Source organism: Candidatus Rhodoblastus alkanivorans (assembly GCF_022760755.1).
Lineage (GTDB): Bacteria > Pseudomonadota > Alphaproteobacteria > Rhizobiales > Beijerinckiaceae > Rhodoblastus > Rhodoblastus alkanivorans.
Genome location: NZ_JAIVFP010000001.1, coordinates 2,695,117 through 2,721,958, shown reverse-complemented (window position 1 = coordinate 2,721,958; position 26,842 = coordinate 2,695,117). Strand labels below are relative to the sequence as shown.

Genomic DNA, 26,842 nt, shown 5'->3' with positions numbered 1-26,842 from the left:
GACAAGCTTCATTCGTCGGTCGAGAGCCGGTAGCCGACGCCCGGTTCGGTCAGGATGAGGCTTGGCGAGTCGGGTTTAGCCTCGATCTTGGCGCGTAATTGGCCGACGAAGACCCGCAAATAGGGCGTGTCCTGGGCGTGGGCCGGGCCCCAGACGCTGAGAAGAATCTGGCGGTGCGTCGCCACGCGCCCCGCATGATGGACCAGGAAGGCCAGGAGGTCGTATTCCTTTGGTGTCAGCTTCACCGGCGTTCCGTCGCGCGTGACAAGGCGACGTTCGAGATCGACGCGCAGTCCGTCCGCCTCGAAGATCGTCCGCTTCGGCTGCTCGTGATTGGCGAGCCGCGACGCGACGCGCAATCGCGCCAGCAGCTCGCCGATCTTGAAAGGCTTTTCGACATAATCATTGGCGCCGAGGTCGAGCGCCTCGATTTTTTCCACCTCGCGCTCGCGGGCGGACAACACGATGACCGGCTTGGCCGAAAAGCCGCGCGCCTTGGTGAGAACCTCCTTGCCATCCATGTCCGGCAGGCCGAGATCGAGAATGATCAGGTCGGGCGCGGCGGTGGCGATCAGATGCAGCGCCTGCCGGCCCGTCGTGGCGTGGATGACTTCATAATCCGAAGCCTCCAACGCCGTGGTCAGGAACTTCAGGATCTGTTCCTCGTCGTCGACGACCAGCACACGCTGCTTCATGCGGGCAATCTCTCCTTGATCTGCGCGACCGGGAACCGCAGCACGATCCGCGTTCCGCGCCGGCGCACCGCCGGGCTTTGCGCTTCGATCGTTCCGCCCATCGCCTCGACCAGTCCCTTGCAGATGGACAGGCCAAGGCCCGTCCCGGCCTTGCGACCGTCAGCCTTGCCGCCCCGATAGAATTTTTCGAACACGCGGGTCAAATCCGCCGGCTTGATCCCCGGTCCTTCGTCGGTGACGCTGATCACCGCATGTTCGCCCTCGCGGCGGGCGTGGACCATCGCAGTCGAGCCGCCGCCATATTTATGGGCGTTGTCGAGCAGGTTGAACAAGACCTGTTCCAGAAGCTGGGCGTCGCCACGAATGAAAGGCAGCTCAGGGGCCAGCGAGGTCTCGATGGTTTGCGCGCCGAAGGCCTTGCGGCCGCGTTCGACCGCGTTGCGGATGCAGTCGATGGGATCGATGTAATCCTGACGCGCTTTCAGCGCGCCGGATTCGATGCGTGACATGTCGAGCAAATTCGCGATGAAGCGGGTGAGGCGCTCCGTTTCTTCCTCGGCGGATTCCAGCAGCTCCTCGGTTTTTTCGGGCGACAGCCGATCACGTAATTGCCGCAGGGTCGAAATGGCGCCGGCGATTGTCGCGAGCGGCGTGCGCAGATCGTGCGAAAGCGACGACAGCAGCGTCGTGCGCAGCTTTTCATTGTCTTCGAGCGCCGCCGCGCGCACCGCTTCGCCGACCAGAAGCGAACGATCGACGGCCAGCGCAGTCTGTTCGAGGATCGAGGTCAGGGCGCGTTCGACTTCAGGCGTTGGCGCGGCGCCGCGCGCCATGGGCTCGAAGCCGAGCACGCCGACCGCGCCGCGCGGCGTGACCAGAGGCCGGAACTGCCTGGCGAGCGTGGGAAGCGTGTCCGTATGCCAGCCGGCGATTTCATTCTTGGAAAAGGCCCAGCGCGCGGCGCTCATCTCGCCTTCATTCAGTTCCACGTCTGGCGGCCAGGCGATGCTCACCTGCAGGTCGCCGTCCTCCGGGATCAGAAACACGACGGCGCCGCCGACGATCTTTTGCAGATGAGCGGCCGCGGCCCACAGCACGTCGTCGAGCTTCGCGGCGCCCGCCAGCTTGCGCGAGAAGTCGTAGAGCGATTCCGAATGTTGGGCGCGCTGGCGCACGGCCTCGGCCTGATCGTGCGCGCGGCCGGCCAGCGAGCCAGTAAGCACCGCCACGGCGAGGAAAGCCAACAGCGACAACAACTCCTGCGGCTCGGCGATTGTGAAGGTGTAAAGCGGTGGAATGAAGAAGAAATTATAGGCCAGGAAGGACAGGAAGGAGGCGGCGACCGCGGACCACAGGCCATAAAACGCCGAACACGCGAGGACCGCCAGCAGGAACACCATCGACAGGTTCGGCAAATCAAGGAAGTGCGTCAGGGCCTCCCCGACGCCCACCGCCGCGGCGACGGCGAAAACGGCCGCCAGAAAGCCAGGAAACACGCGTTTCGGCTGCGGGCGCGTCCATCGGAACGCGGCGCGCGGCGCCTTGTCCGCCGGCGTCGTCACCACATGGACGGCGATATCGTCCGACCGAATAACCATCTCGTCGGAAAAGCTGCCGCCGAAGCGCCGGCGCAGAAAGCCGGCGCGCGAGCGGCCGAGCACGATCTGGGTCGCGTTTTCGCGGCGCGCGTAACGCAGGACTTCCGCGACCATGTCGCTGGCGCTCAGGCGCTGGGTCTGGGCGCCCAGCCGCTCCGCCAATTGCAGGGCTTCGTCGATCCGCTTGAGGCGCGCTGGGTCTGTCTCTTCATGGCCTTGCCGCTCGACATGAACGACGACCCAGGAGGCGTTGAGGCGGGTCGCCATGCGGCTCGCCGTGCGCACCAGGATTTCGGCGCGGTCGTCGGCGCCGATGCAGACAAGCAGATATTCCGACGTCTCCCATGGTCCTTCGATGGCGTTCTGCCGCAGGTAATTGACCATCTGGTCATCGACCCGATCGGCGGTGCGGCGCAACGCCAGTTCGCGCAAGGCGGTCAGATTGCTGGGGGTGAAGAAATTCTGCACGGCGCGGCGCGCGGTCTGCGGCATATAGACCTTGCCCTCCTGCAGACGCTGGATGAGTTCGGCGGGCGTGATGTCGACGAGGATCACATCCTGCGCCGTTTGCAGCACGTTGTCCGGCACGGTCTCGCGCACCGCCACGCCGGTCACCCGGCTGACGACGTCGGCAAGGCTTTCCAGATGCTGGACGTTGAGCGCGGTCCACACGTCCACGCCGGCGTCGAGCAGTTCCTCGACATCCTGCCAGCGTTTCGGATGGCGGCTCTCCGGCGCGTTGGTGTGGGCGAGTTCGTCGACGACGATCAGGCCCGGCCTGCGCGCGAGCGCGGCGTCGAGGTCGAATTCCTCGATACTCCGGCCGCGGTATTCGACCATGCGGCGCGGCAACACGTCGAGGCCTTCGAGCAGGGCCGCGGTCTCCGAGCGGCCATGGGTTTCGACCAGCCCGATCACCACGTCGATCCCGTCGGCTTTCAGCCGGCGGGCGCCTTGCAGCATGGCGTAGGTCTTCCCGACGCCGGGCGCGGCGCCGAGGAAGACCTTGAGCTTGCCGCGCCTGCCGTCTCCCGTCAGCGCCAGCAGCGCGTCGGGATCGGGGCGGCGTTCGTCATGGGCGTCGGGCGGCATGGTTCATTTTAGCTCATCCAGCGCGAGATTGAGCGACAAAACATTCACTCGCGGTTCGCCGATCACGCCGATCCAGCGCGCCTCTGTCTGCGCCGCGACCAGATCGCGCAACCGCCGCTCGTCCAGTCCGCGCGCCTTGGCCACGCCCGCGACCTGGGCGAGCGCGTTCTGCGGCGAAATATCCGGATCGAGGCCGGAGGCCGAGGTCGTCAGCGCGTCCGCCGGCAACGGCGCCGTCCAGCCGGCGGCCTTTTTGGCTTCTGTGGCGGCGGCGACGCGGGCGATCAATGCCTTCGAGGTCGGGCCGAGATTGGAGCCCGACGAATTGGCGGCGTTATAGGGCGCGTCGACGGTTTTGCTCGGATCCCTGGGGTCAGGCGCGACCGTCGCCGAGGGGCGCGGCTGGAAATAGCGCGCGGAAGCGAAATTCTGCCCGATCAGGCTGGAGCCGACGACTTTTCCCTCCTTCACGATCAGGCTGCCACCGGCCTGGCGCGGCAAGGCGATGCTGGCCACGCCGGTGATCGCGAAAGGATAGACGAGACCTGTCAGCACTGTGAAAAGAACCAGCAGGACAAGCGCGGGACGAAAATGCTTAAGCATGGGTGCCTCCTCAAGCCAGGTGCAGCGCCGCGACCACAAGGTCGATCAGCTTGATGCCGATGAAGGGCGCGATCAGCCCGCCGACGCCGTAAATCAACAGATTGCGCCGCAGCAGCGCCGCCGCGCCGACGGCGCGATAGGAGACGCCCTGCAACGCCAGCGGGATGAGGGCGACGATGATGAGGGCGTTGAAGATCACCGCCGACAGGATCGCCGATTGCGGCGAAGCCAGATGCATGACATTGAGCGCGCCAAGCTCCGGATAGGTCGCGACGAACAGGGCCGGCAGGATGGCGAAATATTTCGCCACGTCATTGGCGATTGAGAAGGTCGTCAGCGAGCCGCGCGTCATCAGGAGCTGCTTGCCGATTTCCACGATCTCGATCAGCTTGGTCGGATCGCTGTCGAGATCGACCATGTTGCCGGCCTCGCGCGCGGCTTGCGTCCCGGTCTGCATGGCGACGCCGACATCGGCCTGGGCGAGGGCCGGCGCATCATTGGTGCCGTCGCCGCACATGGCGACAAGCCGGCCGCCGGTCTGCTCCTTGCGGATGAATCTGAGCTTGTCCTCCGGGGTCGCCTCGGCGAGGAAATCGTCGACGCCAGCCTCGGTCGCGATCGCCGCGGCGGTGAGCGGATTGTCGCCAGTGATCATCACCGTCTTGATGCCCATGGCGCGCAAGGCTGCGAAGCGCTCCTTGATGCCCGGCTTGACCACGTCCTTGAGATGGATGAGGCCGAGCAGCACGCCATTTTCCGCGACCGCCAGCGGCGTGCCGCCGGACCGGCTGATGCGCTCGACGCCGTGGCGGAATTCCGTGGGCGCCTGTTCGGACGTCAGGCCGGCGAATTTCAGCACGGAATCGACCGCGCCTTTGCGGACGCTGCGCCCCTGGACCTCGACGCCCGACAGGCGCGTCTGCGCGGCGAAGGGGATGACGACAGGCGCCTTGCCGGCAAGGTCGGGCTCAGTCAGGCCGAAATCACCCTTGGCGAGCGCGACGATCGAGCGGCCCTCGGGCGTTTCGTCCGCGAGGCTGGCCAGCAGCGAGGCTTCCGCCAGCTTGCGGAGTTCGACGCCCGGCAGCGCGATGAATTCGCTGGCCATGCGGTTGCCGAAGGTGATGGTGCCGGTCTTGTCGAGCAACAAGGTGTCGACGTCGCCCGCCGCCTCGACGGCGCGGCCCGAAGTGGCCAGCACGTTGAAGCGGACCAGGCGGTCCATCCCGGCGATGCCAATCGCCGACAGCAGGCCGCCGATGGTGGTGGGAATGAGGGTCACCAGCAAGGCCACCAGCACGACGACGGTAGGCGCGGCGCCGGAATAGACCGCCAGCCCGTAAAGCGTCGCCACCGCGATCAGGAAGATCAGGGTCAGGCCGGCGAGCAGGACCGAAAGCGCCAGTTCGTTCGGCGTCTTCTGCCGCTCCGCGCCTTCGACCAGAGCGATCATGCGGTCGATGAAGGTTTCGCCCGCTTGTGCGGTGATGCGCACCTTGATCCAGTCGGAAAGGACCGTGGTGCCGCCGGTCACCGCCGAACGGTCGCCGCCCGCCTCGCGGATCACCGGCGCGGATTCGCCGGTGATCGCGCTTTCATTGACCGAGGCGACGCCCTCGATGATATCGCCGTCGGAGGGGATCAGATCGCCGGCCTCGACCAGGACGACGTCTCCGACCTTCAGGTCGAGCGCCGAAACCGCCTGGACCACGGCGGAAAGGCCGCTGCGGCCGTCCGGGTCCATGAGGCGCTTGGCCATCGTGTCCGAACGGGTCGCGCGCAGGGTCGCGGCCTGCGCCTTGCCGCGTCCTTCCGCCACGGCTTCGGCGAAAGTGGCGAAGAGAACCGTGAACCAGAGCCAGGCGGCGATCTGGCCGGAAAAGAACGGCGCGCCCGTCCCATTGATCGTGTCGCGCAGCCAGAGGAGGGTGACGAGCGCCGCGACGACCTCGGTGACGAAGATCACCGGATTGCGCATCAATTGCGACGGCGCCAGCTTCTTGAACGCATCCGCCGCCGCCTGGCCAATGATGCCAGGGTCGAAAAGCGCGAGCGTGTGTTTCGCTTCGGATTTCGCAGACATGGAAAGCTCCGTCAGAAAGTCTTGCCGGCGAGCATCAGGACATGCTCGACGATCGGCCCCAGCGCGAGGGCCGGGAAGAATTGCAGGCCGCCGACGATCAGGATGACGCCGACCAGCAGGCCGACGAACAGCGGCCCGTCAGTGGGAAACGTGCCAGCAGAGGCGGCGGCCTTCTTCTTGGCGGCGATCGAGCCGGCCATGGCCATCACCGGCACGACATAGCCGAAGCGTCCGAGCGCCATGGCGATGCCGGTGGTGACGTTAAACCATGGCGTGTTGGCGCTGAGGCCGGCGAAGGCGGAGCCGTTGTTGCCGGTCGCCGACGTATAGGCATAGAGGATCTCCGACAGGCCGTGCGGTCCCTTATTGGCGAGGCTCGCCAGGGCGACCGGCAGGACCGCGGCGACCGCGGAAAAGCCGAGAATCGACAACGGCAGGATCAGCACGGCAAGCATGGCCAGCTTGATTTCCCGCGCTTCGATCTTCTTGCCCAAAAATTCCGGGGTGCGGCCGACCATCAGCCCGGCGATGAACACCGAGAGAATGGCGAAGACGACCAGACCATAAAGTCCGGAGCCTACGCCGCCCGGCAGCACCTCGCCCAACTGGATCATGAGCAACGGCACGAAACCGCCGAGAGGCGTGAAGGAATCGTGCATGGCGTTGACCGCGCCGCAGGACAGGCCGGTGGTCACGGCGGCGTAAAGGGCGGATAGAGCGACGCCGAAGCGCGTCTCCTTGCCCTCAAGATTGCCGGCGGACCCGTCGAGGCCCAGCGCCGTCAGCAGCGGATTGCCGGAGGCTTCCGCCCAATAAGCCAGAGCCGCGCCCGCGACCAGGATCACGCCGACGCTGGCGACCAGCGCCCAGCCCTGGCGAACCGAGCCGACCATCTTGCCGAAGGCGATCAGCAGCGCGGTGGAGACCGCCAGCATCGACCAGATCTGGAGGATATTGGCGAAGGCGTTCGGGTTTTCGAACGGATGCGCCGAATTGGCGTTGAAAAAGCCGCCGCCATTGGTGCCAAGCTGCTTGATGGCCTCCTGGCTCGCGACCGGGCCCAGTGAGATCGTCTGTTTGGCGCCTTCGAGCGTGGTCGCGTCCACCGAGCCGAGCAGGGTCTGGGGAACGCCGGTCGCGACGAAGGCCAGGGCGACCGCAATGGAGAGCGGCAGCAGCACGTAGAGAGTGCAGCGGGTCAGGTCGACCCAGAAATTGCCGAGCGTCGCGGCGCCGTGGCGGGCGAAGGCGCGGGTCACCGCAAGCGCCAGCGCAATGCCTGTCGCGGCGGAAAGGAAATTATGCACCGCGAGACCCGCCATCTGGGAAAAATGGCTCATGGTCGTCTCGCCGCCATAGGCCTGCCAGTTGGTGTTGGTCAGGAAGCTGATCGCCGTGTTGAAGGCGAGATCCGGCGGGACATTGTCGAAACCCTGCGGATTAAGCGGCAGAAAGGCCTGCAGCCGCAGGATGGCGTAAAGCGAGGCGAAGCCGGCGAGACTGAACATCAGCATCGCGAGCGTATAGGCGAGCCAGCCCTGTTCCTTGTCGGGTGACACGCCCGCCAGTTTATAGAAAAGGCGCTCGACGGGTTCGAGCAGTGGCGAAAGGAAATTGCGCTGGCCGTCGAAAACCGCCGCCATGTAAAGGCCCAGCGGTCGCGCCGTGATCAACACGAGGCCAAGGACGAGGCCGATTTGCAGCCATCCGTTGAGGGTCATGGGAAAGTCTCCCGAGGGAATCAGAAACGCTCAGGCTTGAGCAGCGCGACGACGAGATAGACGCCGAGGCCGAGGGCGACGATGAGGCCGGCGATGGGTTCGAACATGGCCGCCTCCTTCAGGCGCGGGTGAGCGCGTTGGCGTAAAGCGCCATCGCGCCGATCAGGCCAAAGCCTGCGACGAGGAAAATCACATCCGACATGTCTCGCTCCTTTGCGGTTTTTCCGGAGCGAAGATTGGTCGGATCAGCATAAAAGTTCGACGGAGAAATCCGTTGCGCCGCATAAGGCGCCCGTAAGGATTTATTGTCCGGCAGTGCGCCGTGGGCGCCGGATGCAAGCAGAGGCGCTACCTGACGAAAATCGATGATCCCGTCCGCTTCAGCGCAGAAGATCGAGATTCGTGGCGGCGATCATGTCAGAGCGGCAGGAGGTGACTGCGGAAGACATGTTTCAATCCGACGCGAAGGCGATAGCACAGGCCGAGCAGGACATCTCTCTCGGTGTCGATTCCGGAAATAAGGCTGGCCGACCGAAAATTTCCGCTGATGGCGCGACTCTGCCTTTGCCGGTTAGGCCGCTAACGATCCTTGACCGGACCTTCGTTCTACGGCGCTGCGCCCAAAATCGAATTTCGCCACATGGCGCCACGGAAATGATCAGCCAGCCGCCAGCCAGGCGCGCAAATCCGCCTCGGCGCGCTGCGACAGGGCGCGCTTCTTCGCCACGGCTTTTTCCGGTCCCCGCAGGCGCTTGCCGTCCGGCGATTTTGGGGTGAAGTCGAGCGGCGGGAACAGGCCGAAATTGACGTTCATCGGCTGGAAGCTGCGCGGCCCGGCGTCAATCGTCTCGATATGGCCGGCGGTGATGTGGTTGAGCAGGGCGCCGAGCGCACTGGTCCGGGGCGGCGGCGGAAGGTCGCGCCCCAGGCGTTCGGCCACCGCCATGCGCCCGGCGATCAGGCCGATGCCGGCGCTCTCGACATAGCCCTCGCAGCCGGTGATCTGGCCGGCGAAGCGCAGGCGGGGCTCGGCCTTCAGCCGCAGCTTTTCGTCGAGAACCTTCGGCGAATTGAGAAAAGTGTTGCGGTGCAGGCCGCCGAGCCGGGCGAATTCGGCGCGCTCCAGCCCGGGGATTTGCCGGAAGGTTTCGACTTGCGCGCCATAAAGCAGCTTGGTCTGGAAGCCAACCATATTATAGAGCGTTCCCAATGCGTTATCCTGCCGAAGCTGGACGATCGCACAGGGTTTGACGGTTGGATTGTGGGGGTTGGTCAGGCCCACCGGCTTCATCGGCCCATGGCGCAGGGTCTCGCGGCCGCGCTCGGCCATGACCTCGATCGGCAGGCAGCCGTCGAAATAGGGCGTCTTCTCGAAATCCTTGAACTGGGTCTTGGGGCCTTCGATCAAGGCGGTGACGAAGGCCTCGTATTGCTCGCGGTCGAGCGGACAGTTGATGTAATCGGCGCCGGTTCCGCCCGGCCCGGCCTTGTCGTAGCGCGACTGGAACCACGCCTTCTCCATGTCGATGGAGTCGCGGTAAACGATGGGCGCGATGGCGTCGTAGAAGGCGAGCTCCGCCTCGCTGGTGAGGGCGCCGATCGCTTCGGCGAGCGCGGGGGAGGTGAGCGGCCCGGTGGCGACGATCACATTGTCCCATTCCGCCGGGGGCCGGCCCGCCACTTCCTCCCGCCGGATTTCGATCAGCGGCTCCTTTTCCAGCGCCAGGGTGACGGAGGCGGCGAAGCCGTCGCGGTCCACCGCCAGCGCCCCGCCCGCCGGCACCTGATTGGCGTCGGCGCAGCGCATGATCAGCGAATCCATCGCCCGCATTTCCCGATGCAGCACGCCGACGGCGTTGGTTTCGCTGTCGTCGGAGCGGAAGGAATTGGAGCAGACCAATTCGGCGCAGAGCCCGGTCTTGTGGGCGTCGGTGGCGCGCACGGGGCGCATTTCGTGCAGCACGACGGGAACGCCAGCGCGAGCGATCTGCCACGCGGCCTCGGAGCCGGCGAGGCCGCCGCCGATAACGTGGATTGGGGCAGGGGAGGGATTTCGTGTTTCTGTCATGCGGCTGTGTAGAATAACTCGCGGCCGGAGGGAAAGCCGCGGTTCGGTTCGATGGGGTCCTGGTTCAGCCGAGGCGCAGCTTTCGCCGCAACGCCCGGGCGGCCGGGCATACCCGTCCGCCGCTGATTCGGTCGGCGCCAGAATTCAGTTCCGACGCCTTCGAACGGCTGTTGCGCTCGTCAGGCGTGGAATGTGAAATTCGCCGCCATCCCCGCGAGAGTCGTCACATCCATGTTCTTCAATGTCAGGGTGTCGCCGTCCGCCGCGCTTATGAGCACGTTGGCTCCCATATTCGTGGTGTGCTGCATCATGGTGTTGAAATCGGCGAATTCCGACGTCGGCAACGAGATCGTGTCGCCGGCGCTGAAATTGGTGATCGTATCGGCGCCATAGATGGCGTTGAACACGAAGGTCGTCGCGCCGGAGCCGGTCATTTTGTCGCCGCCCAGGCTCGTCAGCGTCTGGCCGCCGGTCAAGGCGACGAGGGCATGGCCGCCGCTGTTGAGGTCGAATGTCTCCTGCAGCGCGACGCCGCTCACATTGTCCATGACGTGATAGGCGTCATAGGACTGGCCCGACACATTGGTGAAATTATAGATGGTGTCGGTGACCGTTGAGCCGGAATAATCCTGCTCGACCGAGGAATAGGGCGTCGATGACAAGCCGGAATAGACGACTTTTTGCAATTTGCCCGCCGCCGAGACGTCCACTTCCTCGGCCGTATAGCTCTGATTCTTGATCCCGGAGAGGAACATTTTGTAGCCCTCGAAGGTCCCGCCCGCATAATCGAGTTCGAGCGATTGATAGGCTTGATTCGCCACGCCGGTCAGCACGACGCGCGACAGGGCGCCGCTGGCATCGAAGTCCTCTTCCTCGCCGGTGTAGGACTGGCCCACGATATTCTTGAAGAAGAACTTATCGCCGACGAAGGCGCCGGAAGAATTGTAGTCGAGTTCATAGGACGAATAGGCCGCGCCAGACGGCGCCGCGACGTCGAATTTCGAACCGGCGAACACGCCGCCGACATAATCGTATTCATAGGCGGAATAGGTGCTTCCGGCCGCGCCGGTGAAAGCGACCCGCGTCAGGCGGTCGGCGCCGTCATAGTCGTATTCATAGCCGGAATAGGGTGCGTTCGCGGCGCCGGCATAAAAGAATTTCGAGCCGATGAAGGCGCCGCCGGCCGAATAGTCATAGGCGTAGTCGCTGTAGGCTTGGCCAGATGCGGCGAAGTCATATTGCGTTCCCTGATAGACCCCGCCACGATAGTTTTGCTGGTAGGCCGTGTAATTTTGGCCCTGGACATCCGTCACCATCACATCCCCTGGCGCCGGATCGGCATAGGGTGCCGACGCGAGGCTGATTTGGAAGGTTCCGTCATTGTTGATGGCCATTTGAAAGGCTTCGCCGGCGAAGGAGCCGGAAAATTTCAGGGTCGCGACGACCGACGAATAGGCCGTGTCGACGATCTTCAGCAAGCCGCCTCCGGCTTGGGGCCGCCAGACCAGTTCATAATCGGCGGGATTTGAACCGCTCGCGGAGGCGACGTTGATGGAATCGCCCGCGGCGAAGCCGTTCACAACGCCGCTATAGCTCTGATAAAGGCGCAAAAGGCCCGAGCCAGCGAAGGTCACGTTCTGGTCGAATGTATATTCGGTATCGATCTCGCCGCCATTCTTGATCAGCGCCTGTCCCGAACCGGTCACCGCGTCGTAGATCTTGAGCAGACCGCCGTCAGCCTCGAGCGTGCCGTTGTTGACGAGGTCGCTTCCCGTCAAGATCGAAAGCGCCGTTCCGGCGGTGGTCGCGTCGATCACCCCGGCCGCCTGGTTGTCGAACGCCAACAGTCCGTTGTAGCCGCCGACCATGCCGTCGCCGGAAATCGTGTTGTCGACATTGTGCAAAGTCGTCGCTGTCGTCGGATTGCTTCCCGCGATAAGGTCGGCGTAAGTGGTGGTCAGTACGACCTTGCCGCCGCCGGTCAGCGTGACGCCGCCGTCGCCAATGATGAGCGCGTTATAGGTCCCGTTGAGGTCGATCTCGCCGTGGTTGACGATGGTTCCCAGCGCGGTCGTCGTGTCGCCGATTACCAATTTGCCGCCGGAGCCGATGGTCACCGCGCCCGCGGCGCTGCTTCCGTCGATGGTGTTGGGGCCATAGGTGGAGATAACCTCGCCGCCCGAGCCGCCGCCGATCGTCCCGCCGACAACCGTCACGCCATATTGCAAATAGACCTGCGATCCCACGCCATAGGCTGCGATCTGCCCGCTGGAAGTCTGAGTGATCTTGGTCGATTGGATGATCAGCGCCCCTCCGCTAGTCGCCTCCAGGACGCCTGCGTTGGAAACCGCATTATCCATGAAGATGTTCGCGCCGCTCGTGTTGGCGTCGATCACGCCAGAAGCCTGGTTGTCAAGAACCAAGAGATTGCCGAGTTGGCCGGATGAGGTTCCGGCGCCGATGATGCCCGCGCCGGAAATCGTGTTGTCGACATTGTGCAGGGTCGTCGCGGTCGTCGAGCTTGCGCCCGTCAGCTGCTGGAGGCCCGTGCCCGAAAGGATCACCTTGCCGCCACCGTTCAGCGTCACATCGCCCGTGCCGACCATGAGCTGATAATTGATGTCGATTTCGCCATGGTTGGTAATCGTTCCCAAGACCGTTGTTCGTTCGCGAATCACCAGCTTGCCGCCCGCGCCGATGGTGACGGCGCCGTCGGCGCCGCTTCCGTCGAGTGTGTCGAAGCCACCATAGCCAGTTGGGGCGAAGTTCACCGTGCCGCCGCCTGATCCGTCGATCATGCCGCCGGCCAGATATGCGTCGTTGATGATGACTGTCGAGCCGGCGCCATAGGCGGCGATGACGCCGCTGGACGTCTGGTCGATCCGGGTGGCCCAAATATTCAGCGTGGCGCCGAGTGTCGCTTCGACGAAACCGGAATTGGTCAGCCCGCCGCCTGGGCCATTGTTGAGGTGGATTCCAAGCGCGTTGGCGCTGTCGGTCGCCTCGATCCAGCCGTGGTTTTCGATGACCAGCGGCGCGGCGGGATCGTATTGATATTCCGGATGCGCCGTGATCAGGCCGGCGCCCTGGATTGTGCTGTAATTGATCAGGTCGGCGACGCCATTGGGATCCGCGCCGGTGAGATAGGCCTGATGATAAATGTCTCCGCCTACCATCGTGATCACGCCCGAGCCCTGAAGCGTCACCGTCCCCTTGAGGTCGAGATAGGCGCCGCCCGCGACTGTGATGTAACCATTGTTTTGAATGGCGCCGCCGGTGATCTGGCCATTGCTGACCACCGCCTGGCCGAAGATGAGCGGGCCGACATTGAGATTGAAGGTCCCGTTGTTGGTCAGGGCCGAGTAGATGGTGAATGGACCGGCGTTCTGATCCAGCACCATCCCGGAATCGATGGTCAGTGAATTGATATCGAGCGGACTGCTGTAGCCCTGATAGGTCGAGGCGCCGATGACGACCTGCGCATAGGCGGTTCCCGTCGCCAATATGACGTTGTCTCCGGGGCCGGGCAGGTAGACCTGCTGGGAATAGCTCGTGCTCAAACCCCAGTTGGCCGCGAATGTCGTATTTGTGCCATTGATGGTGGCGTACTCCACACTGGTCCAGTCGTTGTCGAGTCGGCCGGTGAAATAATAGGTCGTCATTCCGCCTCCCGGTGGGTTTGGATGTTTCGTCACCTGCGACGACCGAAGATCGCCGGTAGCTGAAAAAATTCCGATCAGTCACGATAGGGCGAAGCCCCCGCCGTTCCGCGTTTTGGTCGCTGGATATCGGACTTCGACAACAATCACTGCCATCGGCGGTTCGCGGGCGCGTGAGGTTCGCGCTGGCGAGGCCACCTTAAGCAGCGTTAATAATTTCGACGGTTACCTTATGCTTGGCAAGCGAAAAAGAAAAAGTTTTCATTGAAATCAATAGCAAGCCAGTTTCCACCGACGGCGGTGTTGCTTCGGCGTGGCGTGGGGTGTCCCGATTGGCTGCCCCCGCGCGATATCGCCCGATTCCGGATTTGCCGGGCCCTCCGCGCGACACCGCTTTTCTTTCGACCTTGACCGGGCTGAAACAGCCATTGGTCAGGCGTCTTTTGTGAGACATTGCGCGAGAAATTGCGCGCCGGCCCACGGCCGGCTCTTTCCCGCCGTTCGCTTGCGTTTTGCTCCCCGCCCGAAAGCCGGGATCGAGCAGAGGCGCGACCTTCGGTTTTGCCGAAAGGGCTGATAGTTTCTCGGCGGAATGATGGAGGTCTCCATGAGCAAGCTCGTTTCCGTTGTTGTCGCGCTCGTTCTCGCCGCCGCCGGCGCGGCCAGGGCCGGCGATCTGCCGATCATCTATGTCTACGGGCCGGGCGGGCCGGCGCCGGCGATGAAGGAGGCGGCGCAGGCTTTTGGCGCGGCCCATGGCGTGAGCGTCGTCGTCGCCGCGGGGCCGACGCCGAAATGGGTGGACAAGGCGCGCGCCGACGCCGACATCCTCTATACCGGCGCCGAAAACATGATGCGCGATTACGCCAAAGCCATGCCGCGCGCCTTCGATCCGCGCGACGCCGAGCCGCTTTATCTGCGTCCGGTCGCGATCCTGGTGCGGCCCGGCAATCCCAAAGGCATCCATGGCTTCCGCGACCTGCTCAAGCCCGGCGTCAAGGTTCTCACCGTGGCCCACGCTGGCCAGGTCGGCCTGTGGGAGGACGTCGCCGGCCGGACCGGCGAGATCGACGTGCTGCGCGCCTTCCGCCGCAACATGGTCTGGCCCGAGGCGCCGAACAGCGCGGCCGCGCGCGACCAATGGATGCAGCAGACGGACATAGACGCCTGGCTGATCTGGAACATCTGGCAGGTCGCCAATCCCCATATCGCGGATCTGGTCCCGGTCGAAGAGCCGTTCCGCATCTATCGCGATACGGGTGTCGTGCTGACCCGCAAGGGCGCCGCTTTGCCGCAGGCCAGGGCTTTTGTCGATTTCCTGAAAAGCAAGGATGGCCGCGCCATATTCGTCAAATGGGGCTGGGAGGGCCGCTAGCCTCTCTGTTTTTGCGGCATTTTATATTTTACCCGGGTGAAAATTGACAGGATTATTTCATCCGGGTATAAATCGGGCCGCATTTCGGAGCTTCTCATGAACACGGCTTTTTGCACGATCTTCGCCGGACCGCGGCGCGTCGCCCGCGTCGCCGACTCCTATGCCGCCAGCATGGCCCGCCAGATCCTGGCCGACGATCCCGCCGCCCGCGTGCTCGTCTTCGATGAGGCCGGGCGGCAGGTCGATCTCGATTTCCGCGACGAGGCGCACGAATCCGCCACAGGCGCCGCCCCGCCTGCCCCGGCCGCCGAAACGCGCGGGCGCGGGCGGCCCAAACTGGGCGTGGTCGCCCGCGAGGTCACATTGTTGCCAAGGCATTGGGATTGGCTGAACGCTCAGCCGGGCGGCGCCTCCGTCGCCCTGCGCAAGCTGGTCGAAAACGCCCGCCGCGAGAACGCCGAAAGCGACCGCCGCCGCGAGGCGCGTGAGGCGGCCTATCGCTTCCTGTCGGCGATCGCCGGCGACCTGCCCGGCTTCGAGGAGGCGTCGCGCGCTTTGTTCGCCGGCGACCGGGCGCGCTTCGCCGAAAACGTCTCGGGCTGGCCGGGCGACGTCGCCGCCCATGCGCGCTGGCTCGCATTCCGCGAAGGCGAGCCCTGAGAAAGCCGGCGCTGGCTCGCCTTCCGCGAGGGCGAACCCTGAGTAAATCCCGCGATGCCGCTCGCTTTCGGCCGCGCGGCGTGCTAACCGCATCGAAAACGGCGGCAGGAAAGACATATGGCCGATATTTTCCGCGAAATTGAAGAAGACGTCCGCGTAGACCAGCTCAAACGGCTGTGGTCGAAATATTCGATCGTCGTCGTGGCCCTTGCGGTGGCGATCGTGGTCGGCACGGCGATCTCCGTCTTCATTCAGCACCAGAAGCAAATGCGCGACGAGAAAGCCGGCGCGGCCTTCGACGCGGCGCAGGCGCTCGGGGACGCCAACAAGCCCGAAGCGGCGGCGACGGCCTTCGACGACATCGTCCGGACGGCGCCCCGCGGCTATCAGGCGCTGGCGCGCCTGCGCGCGGCGGAGGAGCGCGCCGGCATCGACCGCGATGCGGCCGTCAAGGGGTTCGACGCGATCGCCGCCGATCCCGCTTACGACAAGCTGCTGCGCGACGTCGCCCGTCTGCGCGCCGGCATGCTGCGCGTGGATGTGGCCGACAGCGCGGAGCTTGACGGCCGCTTCGGCGCGTTGCTCGATACGCCGTTCCGCCACACCGCGCGTGAAATGCTGGGCCTCGCCGCCCTGAAGCGCGGCGATTTCGAGACAGCCGGCAAATGGTTCGACCAGATTGTGGTCGATCCCGCCGCCCCGGAAAATCTGCGCCAGCAGGTCAACGCTTTTCTGTCGCTGGTGCGCGGCGGCGGCAAGTTCACGCCGCCGCCCGCGCCTAAACCGGCCACAAAGCCGGCTGCTCCCGCTCCAACGAAATAATGCCATTCACTGTCGCGATCATCGGTCGGCCCAATGTCGGCAAGTCCACCTTGTTCAACCGGCTGGTGGGCAAGAAACTGGCGCTGGTGGACGACCAGCCGGGGGTGACCCGCGACCGGCGCGCCGGCGAGGCGCGGCTTGGCGACCTGAGTTTCACCATCATCGACACCGCCGGGCTGGAAGAGGGCGGCGTCCAAACCCTTTCGGGACGGATGCGGGCCCAGACCGAGGCCGCGATCCAGGACGCCGATGCGATCTTCTTCATGATCGACGCGCGGGTCGGGGTCACGCCGGAAGACAGCCATTTCGCGTCGCTGGTGCGGCGCGCGGGCAAGCCACTGATTCTTCTCGCCAACAAGGCAGAGGGCAAGACGGGCGAGGCGGGCGCCTATGACGCCTTCACGCTCGGCCTCGGCGACCCCGTTCCGCTGTCGGCCGAACATGGCGACGGTTTTGCCGAGCTTTATGCCGCCCTGCTGGAAGCCTTGCCCGAGGCCACCGCCTTGTCCGAGGACGAGGAGGACGCGCGGCCCGAACTGGCGCTCGCCGACGACGAGGACGGCAGCGAACTCGACCCGACCAAGCCTTTGCGGATCGCCATTGTCGGGCGGCCCAACGCCGGGAAATCGACGCTCATCAATCGCCTGCTCGGCGAGGAGCGCCTGCTGACGGGGCCGGAGGCCGGCGTGACCCGCGATTCGATCGGCGTCGAGCATTTTTGGCGCAAGGGCGAGCGCGACGATTCGCGTAAGCGGTCGGCGGATGCCGGAGCGAGCGACACAAGAGCCTTGAAAGTTTTCGACACCGCCGGACTGCGCAAGCGCGCCAAGGTGGACGGCAAGCTGGAAAAGCTCGCCGCCGCCGACGCCTTGCGCGCGGTGAAATTCGCCGAGGTCGTGGTCGTGCTGCTCGACGCCGCCATTCCCTTCGAGAAGCAGGACTTGACGATCACCGACCTCGTCGCGCGCGAGGGGCGGGCGCTGGTCATCGGCCTCAACAAATGGGACATGATCGCGGACAAGGGCGCGAAACTCGTGGAATTGCGCGAGGAGGCCGACAGGCTGCTGCCCCAGGTGCGCGGCGCCGCCGTCGTTCCGGTTTCCGGCGCCACCGGGCAGGGGGTGGACGCCTTGATCGAGGCGGCGATCAAGGCCCATGAAATCTGGAACAAGCGCATCTCGACCGCGCGCCTCAACCGCTGGCTCGAAGGCGCGCTCGAACAAAACCCGCCGCCGGCGGTCGCCGGACGGCGCATCAAGATCCGCTACATGACCCAGCCCAAGGCGCGCCCGCCTCATTTCGTCATCTTCGGCAACCAGCTCGACGAACTGCCCGAATCCTATCAGCGCTACCTCATCAACGGCCTGCGCAAGACCTTCGACCTGCCGGGAACGCCGATCCGCGTCACGCTGAAACAGGGCGACAACCCCTATGCGGGGCAAAAGCGGCGGCGGTAGCCCCCGCGGTCCGAGCCGATCGGAGCGTCCCATGACCGAGACGAAGCGCGAATCCGTCCTCCGGCGCATGCCGTCCGGCGTCTGGATACTTGGCTTCGTCAGCCTGTTCATGGACATCTCGTCGGAGATGATCCACAGCCTGTTGCCGCTGTTCATGACCACGGTTCTGGGCGCGGACGCCGTCGTCGTCGGTCTGGTGGAAGGCGCCGCCGAATCCACGGCCATGATCGTGAAAATATTTTCGGGCGCGTTGAGCGATTATATCGGCAGGCGTAAGGCGCTGGCGTTGTTCGGCTATGGTCTCAGCGCGCTGACCAAGCCGTTTTTCGCGATCGCGCCGAACCTTGGGGTCGTTCTCGCGGCGCGGCTGGCGGATCGGACGGGAAAGGGGATTCGCGGCGCGCCGCGCGACGCCATGGTCGCGGGCCTGGCGCCGCCCGATATGCGCGGGGCGGCGTTCGGCTTGCGGCAGGCCCTCGACACGGTGGGCGCGTTGCTGGGGCCGCTGCTCGCCGTGGGGCTGATGCTGCTCACGTCCGACAATTTCCGCGTCGTCTTTTGGGTCGCCGCCATTCCCGGCATCCTGAGCGTCGCCCTGCTGGCCTTTGCTTTGCGGGAGCCCGCGCCGGCGCCGGGCGAAAAGCGCTCGAATCCCATCCGTCGTGAAAATCTGCGCCGTCTGGGCGGCGCCTATTGGCGGGTCGTCGTCATCGGCGCCATTTTCGGCCTGGCCCGTTTCAGCGAGGCTTTTCTGGTGCTGCGCGCCGCGCAGACGGGGATCGCCATCGCCTATGTTCCGCTCGTCATGGCGGCGATGAACGTCGTCTATTCCCTGACGGCCTTTCCTTTCGGCGATCTGGCGGACCGCATGGATCGGCGCAGCCTCCTCGCCTTCGGCCTCGTCCTGCTGATCGCCGCCGACGTCACGCTCGCCGCCGCCCATCATTGGGGCCTCGTCCTGATCGGCGTCGGCCTTTGGGGCGCGCATATGGGCGCGACCCAGGGCCTGCTCGCGGCGATGGTGGCGGATTCGACGCCGGCCGATTTGCGCGGAACCGGCTTCGGCTTCTTCAATCTGGTCCAGGGAAGCATCGCACTGCTGGCGAGCGTTCTCGCCGGCCTGTTATGGGAACGTGCAGGGCCGGCGGCGACCTTCGGCGCCGGGGCTCTTTTCTGCGTCCTCGCGCTGGTCGCGCTCGCCGCGCGCTGGCGGGGCGCCCGGCAAGAGCGGCGCTGACGATGGCCTATGGCGTCGCGATCGCCGCGAGGGCGGCGTCGATCTGGTCCCAGACCAGTTCGCCGTAAGTTGCGTTGGCGTGCCATGGGTCGTGGATGCACCAGCGCGGCTCCATGAAGCCGTCGTCCAAAGTCTCCGGCAACGGATAGTCGAGCAGCGTGAAGCGCGCGCCCAACTCCCGGCTTATGTTGGCGAGCGCACGCCGCTGCGCGGTGAAAAAAGCTTTCCAGGCCAAGGGGCCACGCGAGCCGTGGCGCTGGTTGAGGAACCAGCCGGAATCGCTCGCCAAAGCCCGGCTCGGCGCCGGCCAGGGCTGGATCAGGACCTGGCCCTTGAATTCCCTGGCGAGAAGCTGGGCGAGGCGGATCGAGCCATGGCTGCGGATATAGGCTTCGACAATGGCGTCAAAGGCCGATTTCGATACGATCCGCTCGCCGCCCGCCGGTTCAGGCGCGTCCTCCAGCCAGGCCGGACAGGCGAAGGCCCCGCAAGGGTGGATCGCGGGGTCGCGTTCGATGAAAATGTTGCGCGCGGCGAACAGGCCGCAGGCGCTCAGCGCCAGAGCGTCATAGGCGGCGAAGCGCAAGCCTTCCGTCTCGGCGCCCTCGACATCAGTGACGACCGGCCTCTGCGGCGCGACTGGGATCAGGCGATCGCCCTTCGCCGCGATGATCGGCTGGCCGCCGCCGGGCAGAGCATAGAAATCCACGTCGCGCCCGCCCCGCCTCTTGCCGTCGCCGAGGGCCTCGCGCAAGGCGGCGACGTGGGAATTGCCGATGACGCAGACCTTCACGCCGGCGGCCTCCCGAAGGCGGCCAGCAAGGCCTCGTCGCAGATGACGTCTTCAAGGGAATCGGCATTGGGCGCGGAGAACGCCGCTTGCGGCGGCGGCCCGCGCTCGGCCCGCAGGGCGGCGAAAAAGGTCTGCATCACCCATTGCACGCCCTCCGGCGTGATATTGCGGAGGTCCGGCGCATAATGGCGGCGGCCGAATTGTGCGGTGGCCAGCATCTCATAGGACGGGAAATAATCGACGTCGGCGGCCTCGGCCGCGACTTCGTCGGCCGCCGCGCGCAGCGCCGCCTTGGAGGCGGCGGTGGCGACAAGGACATGCCGGCCCGACGCGGTCGCGCTCAGGGGCACGGGGGAAACCGTCAGCAGGAATTTCAGCTTCGGATTGAACGCCCGCAGCCTGTTGAAAGCAGCGCGGAGATCGACGGCGACCTCGGCGCAGCGGAAATTGTGGAAGACGTGCTTTGCCGGATCGAATTCGCCGCCGAGGACGCCCGGGCAGGTCGAATAGACTTGGCCGCTCCGTTTATTGCGCCAGGCTTCGGTGAGGCCGAGCGTGAAAATGAACAGATCGGCGTGCGCCAAAGCATTGCGCATGGCGGCAAGCGTGACCTCGCGCAACATGAAAAGCTCATGTTCGGATTCGAACCCTTGCGGCTCGATATTGGGCCGGAACGGATCGATGAAACGCCCATCCTTGAGCCAGACTTCATCGCGCGGGTCGTTGCCGGCCAAGGCCCATTCGATCCATTGGCGAAGAGCGGTGGCGGTGTAAATATTGCCTGTGCGGAACGAAAACAGCCCGTAACCGAAGGCCCTTTGGGTTCCGGGCGGCATTTGCGGGGGCGCCGGTTCGGCCTCGACCCAGTTGAAGCCGGCCGCGCGCAACGCGCCGCCGATGTGCTGGGCGAAACAGGAGCCCGCGGTCAGAGTTGCGCTGGAGGCGTCGAGCGTGAATTTCGGGCGCCACAGGTCGGTGGGCGCCGCAGGGCCTGCCGCCGTTACGGATGACGCCCAGAAGGCCGAAGGAGGGAGGCTGGCGTAAGGATTCCGCATCGCGTCCCGTCCGCTGGAATCACGCCGGACCCTGGAAAGCCAAAACTCTGTCGGTCGGGAAATCGTAGATTTTTCCCGTCTCCTTCCAGTCCGGGCCGCAGAGATCGACCAGTTTGGGCGCGAATTCCTCCGGCGTGCGCAGCGTCATCGGGTCTTCGCCGGGCATGGCGGCGGCGCGCATTCTGGTGCGCAGCGGTCCGGGATTGACGCTCATCGCCTTGACGTTCGAGATGTTGGCGACATCGGCCGCGTAGGAGCGCATCATCGCGTCCACCGCGGCTTTGGAGGTCGCATAGGGGCCCCAGAACGCCTTATATTCCGCTCTTTGCGCCGCGCCGGACGACATCAGGACGACGCGGCCGGCGTCGGACGCGCGCAGCAGCGGATCGAGCGAGCGCAGCAGCCGGTAATTCGCCGTGACATTGACTGCGAAAAGCTTGTCCCATTTGTCGGGATCGCAATGGGAGATCGGGGTCAGCGGCCCGAGAATCCCGGCATTGCCGACGAAAATATCGAGCTTGCCCCAGCGCTCGTACATCGCCGCGCCGAGCCGGTCGAGGGCCGGGAAGTCGGTGATGTCGCAGGGCACGAGGGTGGCCTCGCCGCCGAGAGCCCGGATTTCGTCGTCGAGTTCCTCCAGGGCGCCCTGGGTTCGCGCCATGGCGACGACATGGGCGCCGCGCCGCGCCAGTTCGAGCGCGACCGCGCGGCCGATGCCGCGCGAAGCGCCGGTGACGAGGGCCAGCCGACCCGACAGACTTTGGCCGGCGAGCGTCTTGTCGCCCGTCGAAGGCGTTTCCGACATGGAGGCGTCCTGTGTTGGCGATCAGCCGGTTTCGGCGAGCAGGGACAATTGGGCGCGAATATCCTTGCCGTTGAGGTCGGTCAAGGTCGTCGGATAGTCTCCGGTGAAGCAATGGTCGGTGAATTGCGGGCGCTGCGCATCGCGCCCGGCCTCGCCCATTGCCCGGTAAATGCCATCGACCGACAGGAAAGCCAGCGAATCCGCCCCGATCCAGGAGCGCATCTCTTCCAGGCTATGGGTCGCCGCCAGCAGCTTGTCGCGCTGCGGCGTGTCGATGCCGTAATAATCGGGATGGGTGATCGGCGGCGAGGAAATGCGGAAATGCACCTCCTTGGCGCCGGCGTCGCGCATCATCTGCACGATTTTTACCGAAGTGGTCCCGCGCACGATGGAATCGTCGAGCAGGATGATCCTTTTGCCCGCGACGACGGCGCGATTGGCGGAATGTTTCATCCGCACGCCGAGTTCGCGCACAGTCTGGGTCGGCTGGATGAAGGTGCGGCCGACATAATGGTTGCGGATGATGCCGAGTTCGAAGGGAATCCCGGAGGCGCGGGCGTAGCCGATCGCCGCCGGCACGCCGGAATCCGGCACGGGGACGACGACGTCGGCTTCGATCGGATTTTCGCGGGCGAGCTGGGCGCCCATTTCCTTGCGCACGTCATAGACCGCGCGGCCGTGGACGATGGAATCGGGACGGGCGAAATAGATATATTCGAAGATGCACGGCCGGGCCGTTTGCGGCGGGAAGGGCTTGATGCTCTCCAGGCCGTCCTCGGAAATCACGACGATCTCGCCATTTTCGACGTCGCGGATGAAATGGGCGCCGATGATGTCGAGGGCGCAGGTTTCCGAAGCCAGAATGTAATGGCCGTCGAGTTGACCGAGCACGAGCGGCCTGATGCCGAGCGGATCGCGCGCGCCGATCAGTATCTTGTTGCTGAGGGCGACGAAGGCATAGGCGCCTTCGAGCTGGCGCAGGGCCTCGATGAAGCGGTCCACCACCGCATGTTTGCGGCTGCGCGCGACCAGATGCAGGACAACCTCGGTGTCCGAAGTGGACTGATAGATCGCGCCGGCGCGGATCAGTTCGCGGCGCAAAGTGAGGCCGTTGGTGAGATTGCCGTTGTGGGCGACGGCGAAGCCGCCGGAATCGAGTTCCGCGAACAGCGGCTGGACGTTGCGGAGGATGGTTTCGCCGGTGGTCGAATAGCGGACGTGGCCGATGGCGCGGTCGCCGGGCAGGCGCTCGATGGTCGAGGCCTTGGAGAAAGTGTCGCCGACCATGCCCATGCGGCGCTCGGAATTGAAGCGTTTGCCGTCATAGGAGACGATGCCCGCCGCTTCCTGGCCGCGATGCTGAAGGGCGTGGAGGCCGAGCGCGGTGATCGCCGCCGCGTCGGGATGGCCGAAAATGCCGAAAACGCCGCATTCCTCGCGCAGGCGATCGGCGTCCGGATCGAAATCTGCGGTTATATCGGGGTCCGCGTCGCGGTCGTCCATGTTCTGGCTCCGTCTGCGCGCGAGCGCCGCGCGCGAAGGGTTTCGGGCTCAATAAACCTCACGACGACAAATGGAAAGCCTTTGCGGAAATTTCCACCACGGCATCGTGCGTTAAGCCGTCAAGCCATGCAAGGGACGGTCCGCGCCCGCGCCAGATCGCGCCGCCGGACTCGTGAATTTCAACGCCCGAGATTGAGGATGCTGTCGAGCTTCTGCTTGTCGGCGGGCGCGGGCGCGGGCTGCGCGGCGCCGGATTTTTCCGGGCGCCGCGGGGGCGAGGGGGGCGCCGGCGTGGCCTTGGGCTCGGAATCGTTCTCCGGCGGCGGAGCCTCGTCGCCGGCCGCGGGCTTCGGCTTCTTGAACTTCGCCAGCAGGCCGTCTGGATCGTCGGGCAGGAGCGACAGCAATTCGTTGCTGGTGGCCGTCAGCAGCGGCAGGCTGCGGGAATTAGCGAGCCATTGCTTGCGCAGGGTGGAAGTCGAGCTGGGGGTGGAAGTCGAGCTGGGGGTGGAATTGTTGGTTTCCGGCGCGAGCCAGTTGAAGAAGATGAAGGCGATGGCGCAGAGCAGGAGTCCACGCACGGCGCCGAACAGGAAGCCCAGCGAACGGTCGAGCGCGCCGATCCGCGAATCGAGAACGGCGTCGGAAATGCGGATCGTGATGAAGGACACGATGATCAGGGCGACGAAAAAGATCGCGGCGCCGGCGGCATAGGGGCGCAAAGCCGCCTTGCTGATATAGATCGGCGACGACGGATCGGCGAGCTTGGGAACGAGCAGCGGATAGAAATAGACCGCCGCCGCCGCCGCAGCACCCCAGGAGAGGATCGCCATGACCTCGCGGGTGAAGCCGCGAACCGTCGCGAGCAGGGCCGATATCAGGACGACGGCGATCAGACCCAGGTCAAGATAAGACGGCATGCGGCGCCTCGATGGGGGATGACGTTCTACCCGGACGGGGCCGGGTGTGGCGGAAGTTAGGGCGGGGCTCCGCCGTTTTTCTGAGCGCCAGCTTATAGCGAATGCGGCCTCCGGCGTCGATAGGCCTAACTGGCGGCGCGCGCGCGGGGCGCGACGCCGCCGCGCCCAAGGGCTGCGATGTCGGCGATGACCTCGCCGATGTGGCGCACCGGGCGCTGGGCGATCCCGGCGATCTTGCCGCCGGCCTCGCCTTCCTGCGGCCCCGGCGGCGCCGCGGCGCGGGCAAAGCCGAGCTTGGCGGCTTCCTTCAGCCTCGGATTGGCGTGCGGCGCCGGGCGGATCGCCCCCGACAGCCCGACTTCGCCGAAGAAAACCGTGTCATGGGGCAGGACGGCGCCGGTGAGCGAGGAAACCAGCGCGGCCGCGGCGGCGAGATCGGCGGCGGGTTCGGAAATTTTCACGCCGCCCGCGACATTGAGATAGATGTCGTGCTGGCCGAGGCGGACGCGGCCGTGGGTTTCCAGCACCGCGACGAGCATCGACAGGCGATTCGGGTCCCAGCCGACCACGGCGCGGCGCGGCGTGCCGAGCGCGCTCGGCGCGACCAGGGCCTGAATTTCGACCAGAACCGGCCGCGTCCCTTCCATCCCGGCGAAGACGGCGGCGCCCGGCGCCGAGCCGTCGCGGCCCGCGAGAAAGAGCGCGGAAGGATTGGCGACTTCCGACAGGCCGGCGCCGGTCATTTCGAACACCCCGATTTCGTCGGTCGGACCGAAGCGGTTCTTCACATTGCGCAGGATGCGGAAGTGATGGGCGCCGTCGCCCTCGAAGGAAGCGACCGCGTCCACCATATGCTCGACCACGCGCGGGCCGGCGATCTGGCCGTCCTTGGTGACATGGCCGACGAGAATCACGCAGGCGCCGGATAATTTGGCGTAGCGGATCAGGGCCTGGGCGGCGCAGCGCACCTGGGTCACCGTGCCGGGCGTCGCCTCGGCGGTTTCCGTCCACATGGTCTGGATCGAATCGATCACGACCAGGGCAGGGCGGCGACCCGCCGAAAGCGTGGCGATGATGTCCTCGACCGAGGTTTCCGCCGCCAGTTCGACCGGGGCGTCGCAAAGCCCGAGCCGTTCGGCGCGCAGCCGAACCTGCGCCGCAGCCTCCTCGCCGGAAATATAGACGACGCGCTCGCCGCGCCGGGCGAGCGCGGCGCAGGCCTGGATGAGCAGGGTCGATTTGCCGATGCCCGGCTCGCCGCCGATGAGCAGGACCGAGCCCGGCACGAAGCCGCCGCCGGTGACTCGGTCAAGCTCGGCCATGCCAGAGAGCAGGCGCGGCGCGGGCTTCGATTCGCCCGTCAGGCCTTCGAGCGCGAACACCCGGCCTTTGCGCGCGCCGCGCGCGGCCAGGGCGCCGATGCCGGCTGAGGGGGCCTCTTCGACTAATGTGTTCCATTCGTTGCAGGCTTCGCATTTGCCCTGCCAGCGCGAGGCGACGGCGCCGCAGTTCTGACAGATGAAGGACGTGCGCGGCTTGGCCAAGACGGGAATCCGGAATCGAGATGAGAACAATTAAAGAACATAAAACGGGCGCCAAGTCCAGCTTCTGCGCGTCGAGCATGTCCAGCTTTTGCGCGTCGAGATTGTGATCAGGATGGATTTCGAGCGCGTCGAATGGATGCGCTTTTCGCTTGATCTCCGGCGAAATCGCGTTATAAGGCGCGCTTCGTTCCCTGGCCGGGGGCTGAACGGAAGGGCTGTGCGCAGTCAGGCTTTGAGCCGTCTTCCCGTGTTCCCGCCTTCGAAATGTTCTATCGAGCGGTTGGCGCACGCCAGAGCGAGATGGGAAAAATCACCGTCGGGCCTTTCTCCGGGCTCGAAGGGCTCCGCGCCGGGGTGGACGAAAGCATAGAGAAAGGCAAGCCCATGGCTCTTTACGAGCACATTTACCTTGCTCGTCCGGATCTCACCGCCCAGCAGGCGGAGGCCCTGACCGAGCAGTTCAAGACGACCATCGCCAATCTTGGCGGCTCGGTCGGCAAGGTCGAATATTGGGGCGTCAAGTCCCTGGCCTATCGGATCAAGAAGAACCGCAAGGCGCATTTCACCCTCATCAATGTGGACGCTCCGGCGGCGGCTCTGGCCGAGGCCGAGCGCCAGTGGTCGATCAGCGAAGACGTGTTGCGCTTCATGACCGTTCGCGTCGAGGCCCTTGAAGACGGCCCCTCCGCCATGTTGCGCAAGCGCGACGACGACGACCGCGGCGACCGTGGCGATCGCGGCGATCGTCCGCCGCGCGGCCCGGGCGGGCGCCCGCCGCGCCCGCGCCGTGAAGAATCCGCCGAAGGAGGACAATTCTGATGACCGTCGCCGCCGCCGGACCCGCCCGCCGCCCGTTCTTCCGCCGCCGCAAGACCTGCCCGTTCAGCGGTCCCAATGCGCCGAAGATCGACTATAAGGACACCCGTCTTCTGTCGCGTTATATTTCCGAGCGCGGCAAGATCGTGCCCTCGCGCATCACCGCCGTCTCGGCCAAGAAGCAGCGTGAACTGGCCCAGGCCATCAAGCGCGCCCGCTTCCTCGGCCTGCTGCCTTACGTGATCGTCTGACGAAAGCGCCGCGGAAAAACTGACGCGGCGCCTTCACAAAGTTGGGGCAGGCTTTGACCTGCCTCTAACCGCCCCTCGCACGACC

21 protein-coding genes are annotated in these 26,842 nt (G+C 65.4%); 7 read left to right on the top strand and 14 right to left on the bottom strand.

Annotation, left to right across the window (positions count from 1 at the left end; translation table 11 throughout):
• Positions 1 to 8: 8 nt before the first annotated feature.
• From K2U94_RS12515 to K2U94_RS12485, 8 genes are all read right to left on the bottom strand, one after another.
• Positions 9 to 695 carry a response regulator gene (locus tag K2U94_RS12515; protein WP_243067530.1) on the bottom strand — a complete coding sequence of 229 codons (687 nt, stop codon included), beginning with the start codon at positions 693 to 695 and terminating at the stop codon, positions 9 to 11.
• A complete protein-coding gene (locus tag K2U94_RS12510; protein ID WP_243067529.1) occupies positions 692 to 3,385 on the bottom strand; it encodes a sensor histidine kinase in 2,694 nt (897 codons plus the stop codon). The genes K2U94_RS12515 and K2U94_RS12510 overlap by 4 nt, the downstream gene beginning before the upstream one ends.
• A 3-nt stretch (positions 3,386 to 3,388) precedes the next feature.
• Entirely contained in the window at positions 3,389 to 3,988 is a 600-nt protein-coding gene (kdpC, locus tag K2U94_RS12505) for a potassium-transporting ATPase subunit KdpC (protein ID WP_243067528.1), read from the bottom strand.
• Between the two features lie 10 nt (positions 3,989 to 3,998).
• Positions 3,999 to 6,071 carry a potassium-transporting ATPase subunit KdpB gene (kdpB, locus tag K2U94_RS12500; protein ID WP_243067527.1) on the bottom strand — a complete coding sequence of 691 codons (2,073 nt, stop codon included), beginning with the start codon at positions 6,069 to 6,071 and terminating at the stop codon, positions 3,999 to 4,001.
• Between the two features lie 11 nt (positions 6,072 to 6,082).
• The gene (kdpA, locus tag K2U94_RS12495; protein WP_243067526.1) at positions 6,083 to 7,792 is read right to left on the bottom strand and encodes a potassium-transporting ATPase subunit KdpA; all 1,710 of its coding nucleotides are present in this window, start codon (positions 7,790 to 7,792) and stop codon (positions 6,083 to 6,085) included.
• Between the two features lie 20 nt (positions 7,793 to 7,812).
• Positions 7,813 to 7,899: a K(+)-transporting ATPase subunit F gene (gene kdpF / locus K2U94_RS20790; protein ID WP_369334835.1), complete on the bottom strand. Its 87-nt coding sequence runs from the start codon at positions 7,897 to 7,899 to the stop codon at positions 7,813 to 7,815.
• A 551-nt stretch (positions 7,900 to 8,450) separates the two neighbouring features.
• Positions 8,451 to 9,860, bottom strand: a complete 1,410-nt coding sequence (trmFO, locus tag K2U94_RS12490) for a methylenetetrahydrofolate--tRNA-(uracil(54)-C(5))-methyltransferase (FADH(2)-oxidizing) TrmFO (protein WP_243067525.1) — start codon at positions 9,858 to 9,860, stop codon at positions 8,451 to 8,453.
• A 179-nt stretch (positions 9,861 to 10,039) separates the two neighbouring features.
• Entirely contained in the window at positions 10,040 to 13,522 is a 3,483-nt protein-coding gene (locus K2U94_RS12485; RefSeq protein ID WP_243067524.1) for a beta strand repeat-containing protein, read from the bottom strand.
• Positions 13,523 to 14,126: 604 nt separating this feature from the next.
• On the opposite strand from K2U94_RS12485, the gene K2U94_RS12480 reads away from it, so the two are divergent.
• The 5 genes from K2U94_RS12480 to K2U94_RS12460 all read left to right on the top strand — a co-directional run bounded on the left by K2U94_RS12480 (position 14,127) and on the right by K2U94_RS12460 (position 19,070).
• Positions 14,127 to 14,894, top strand: coding sequence for a substrate-binding domain-containing protein (locus K2U94_RS12480; RefSeq protein WP_243067523.1), 768 nt, complete (start codon positions 14,127 to 14,129; stop codon positions 14,892 to 14,894).
• A 96-nt stretch (positions 14,895 to 14,990) separates the two neighbouring features.
• Entirely contained in the window at positions 14,991 to 15,554 is a 564-nt protein-coding gene (locus K2U94_RS12475) for a DUF2239 family protein (RefSeq protein ID WP_243067522.1), read from the top strand.
• Between the two features lie 117 nt (positions 15,555 to 15,671).
• A complete protein-coding gene (locus K2U94_RS12470; RefSeq protein WP_243067521.1) occupies positions 15,672 to 16,376 on the top strand; it encodes a tetratricopeptide repeat protein in 705 nt (234 codons plus the stop codon).
• Positions 16,376 to 17,833, top strand: a complete 1,458-nt coding sequence (gene der / locus K2U94_RS12465) for a ribosome biogenesis GTPase Der (RefSeq protein WP_243067520.1) — start codon at positions 16,376 to 16,378, stop codon at positions 17,831 to 17,833. Before K2U94_RS12470 ends, der begins: the two co-directional genes overlap by 1 nt.
• 31 nt (positions 17,834 to 17,864) lie before the next feature.
• The gene (locus K2U94_RS12460) at positions 17,865 to 19,070 is read left to right on the top strand and encodes an MFS transporter (RefSeq protein ID WP_243067519.1); all 1,206 of its coding nucleotides are present in this window, start codon (positions 17,865 to 17,867) and stop codon (positions 19,068 to 19,070) included.
• Positions 19,071 to 19,077: 7 nt separating this feature from the next.
• On the opposite strand, the gene K2U94_RS12455 is transcribed toward K2U94_RS12460, so the two are convergent.
• The 6 genes from K2U94_RS12455 to radA form a co-directional block, all read right to left on the bottom strand.
• On the bottom strand, positions 19,078 to 19,863 hold the full coding sequence (locus K2U94_RS12455) for a hypothetical protein (RefSeq protein WP_243067518.1): 786 nt from the start codon (positions 19,861 to 19,863) through the stop codon (positions 19,078 to 19,080).
• Positions 19,860 to 20,918, bottom strand: coding sequence for a GSCFA domain-containing protein (locus K2U94_RS12450; protein WP_243067517.1), 1,059 nt, complete (start codon positions 20,916 to 20,918; stop codon positions 19,860 to 19,862). Before K2U94_RS12450 ends, K2U94_RS12455 begins: the two co-directional genes overlap by 4 nt.
• Before the next feature lie 19 nt (positions 20,919 to 20,937).
• Positions 20,938 to 21,723, bottom strand: a complete 786-nt coding sequence (locus K2U94_RS12445) for an SDR family NAD(P)-dependent oxidoreductase (protein ID WP_243067516.1) — start codon at positions 21,721 to 21,723, stop codon at positions 20,938 to 20,940.
• A 21-nt stretch (positions 21,724 to 21,744) separates the two neighbouring features.
• Positions 21,745 to 23,226 (bottom strand): amidophosphoribosyltransferase, encoded by a 1,482-nt coding sequence (purF, locus tag K2U94_RS12440; RefSeq protein WP_243067515.1) that lies wholly within the window; start codon positions 23,224 to 23,226, stop codon positions 21,745 to 21,747.
• Between the two features lie 179 nt (positions 23,227 to 23,405).
• On the bottom strand, positions 23,406 to 24,146 hold the full coding sequence (locus tag K2U94_RS12435; protein ID WP_243067514.1) for a CvpA family protein: 741 nt from the start codon (positions 24,144 to 24,146) through the stop codon (positions 23,406 to 23,408).
• Positions 24,147 to 24,271: 125 nt separating this feature from the next.
• A complete protein-coding gene (gene radA / locus K2U94_RS12430) occupies positions 24,272 to 25,690 on the bottom strand; it encodes a DNA repair protein RadA (RefSeq protein WP_243067513.1) in 1,419 nt (472 codons plus the stop codon).
• Positions 25,691 to 26,074: 384 nt separating this feature from the next.
• On the opposite strand from radA, the gene rpsF reads away from it, so the two are divergent.
• Together rpsF and rpsR are read left to right on the top strand one after the other, a co-directional pair.
• Positions 26,075 to 26,509, top strand: coding sequence for a 30S ribosomal protein S6 (rpsF, locus tag K2U94_RS12425; protein WP_243068864.1), 435 nt, complete (start codon positions 26,075 to 26,077; stop codon positions 26,507 to 26,509).
• Positions 26,509 to 26,757, top strand: coding sequence for a 30S ribosomal protein S18 (rpsR, locus tag K2U94_RS12420; protein ID WP_243067512.1), 249 nt, complete (start codon positions 26,509 to 26,511; stop codon positions 26,755 to 26,757). The genes rpsF and rpsR overlap by 1 nt, the downstream gene beginning before the upstream one ends.
• Positions 26,758 to 26,842 lie beyond the last annotated feature (85 nt).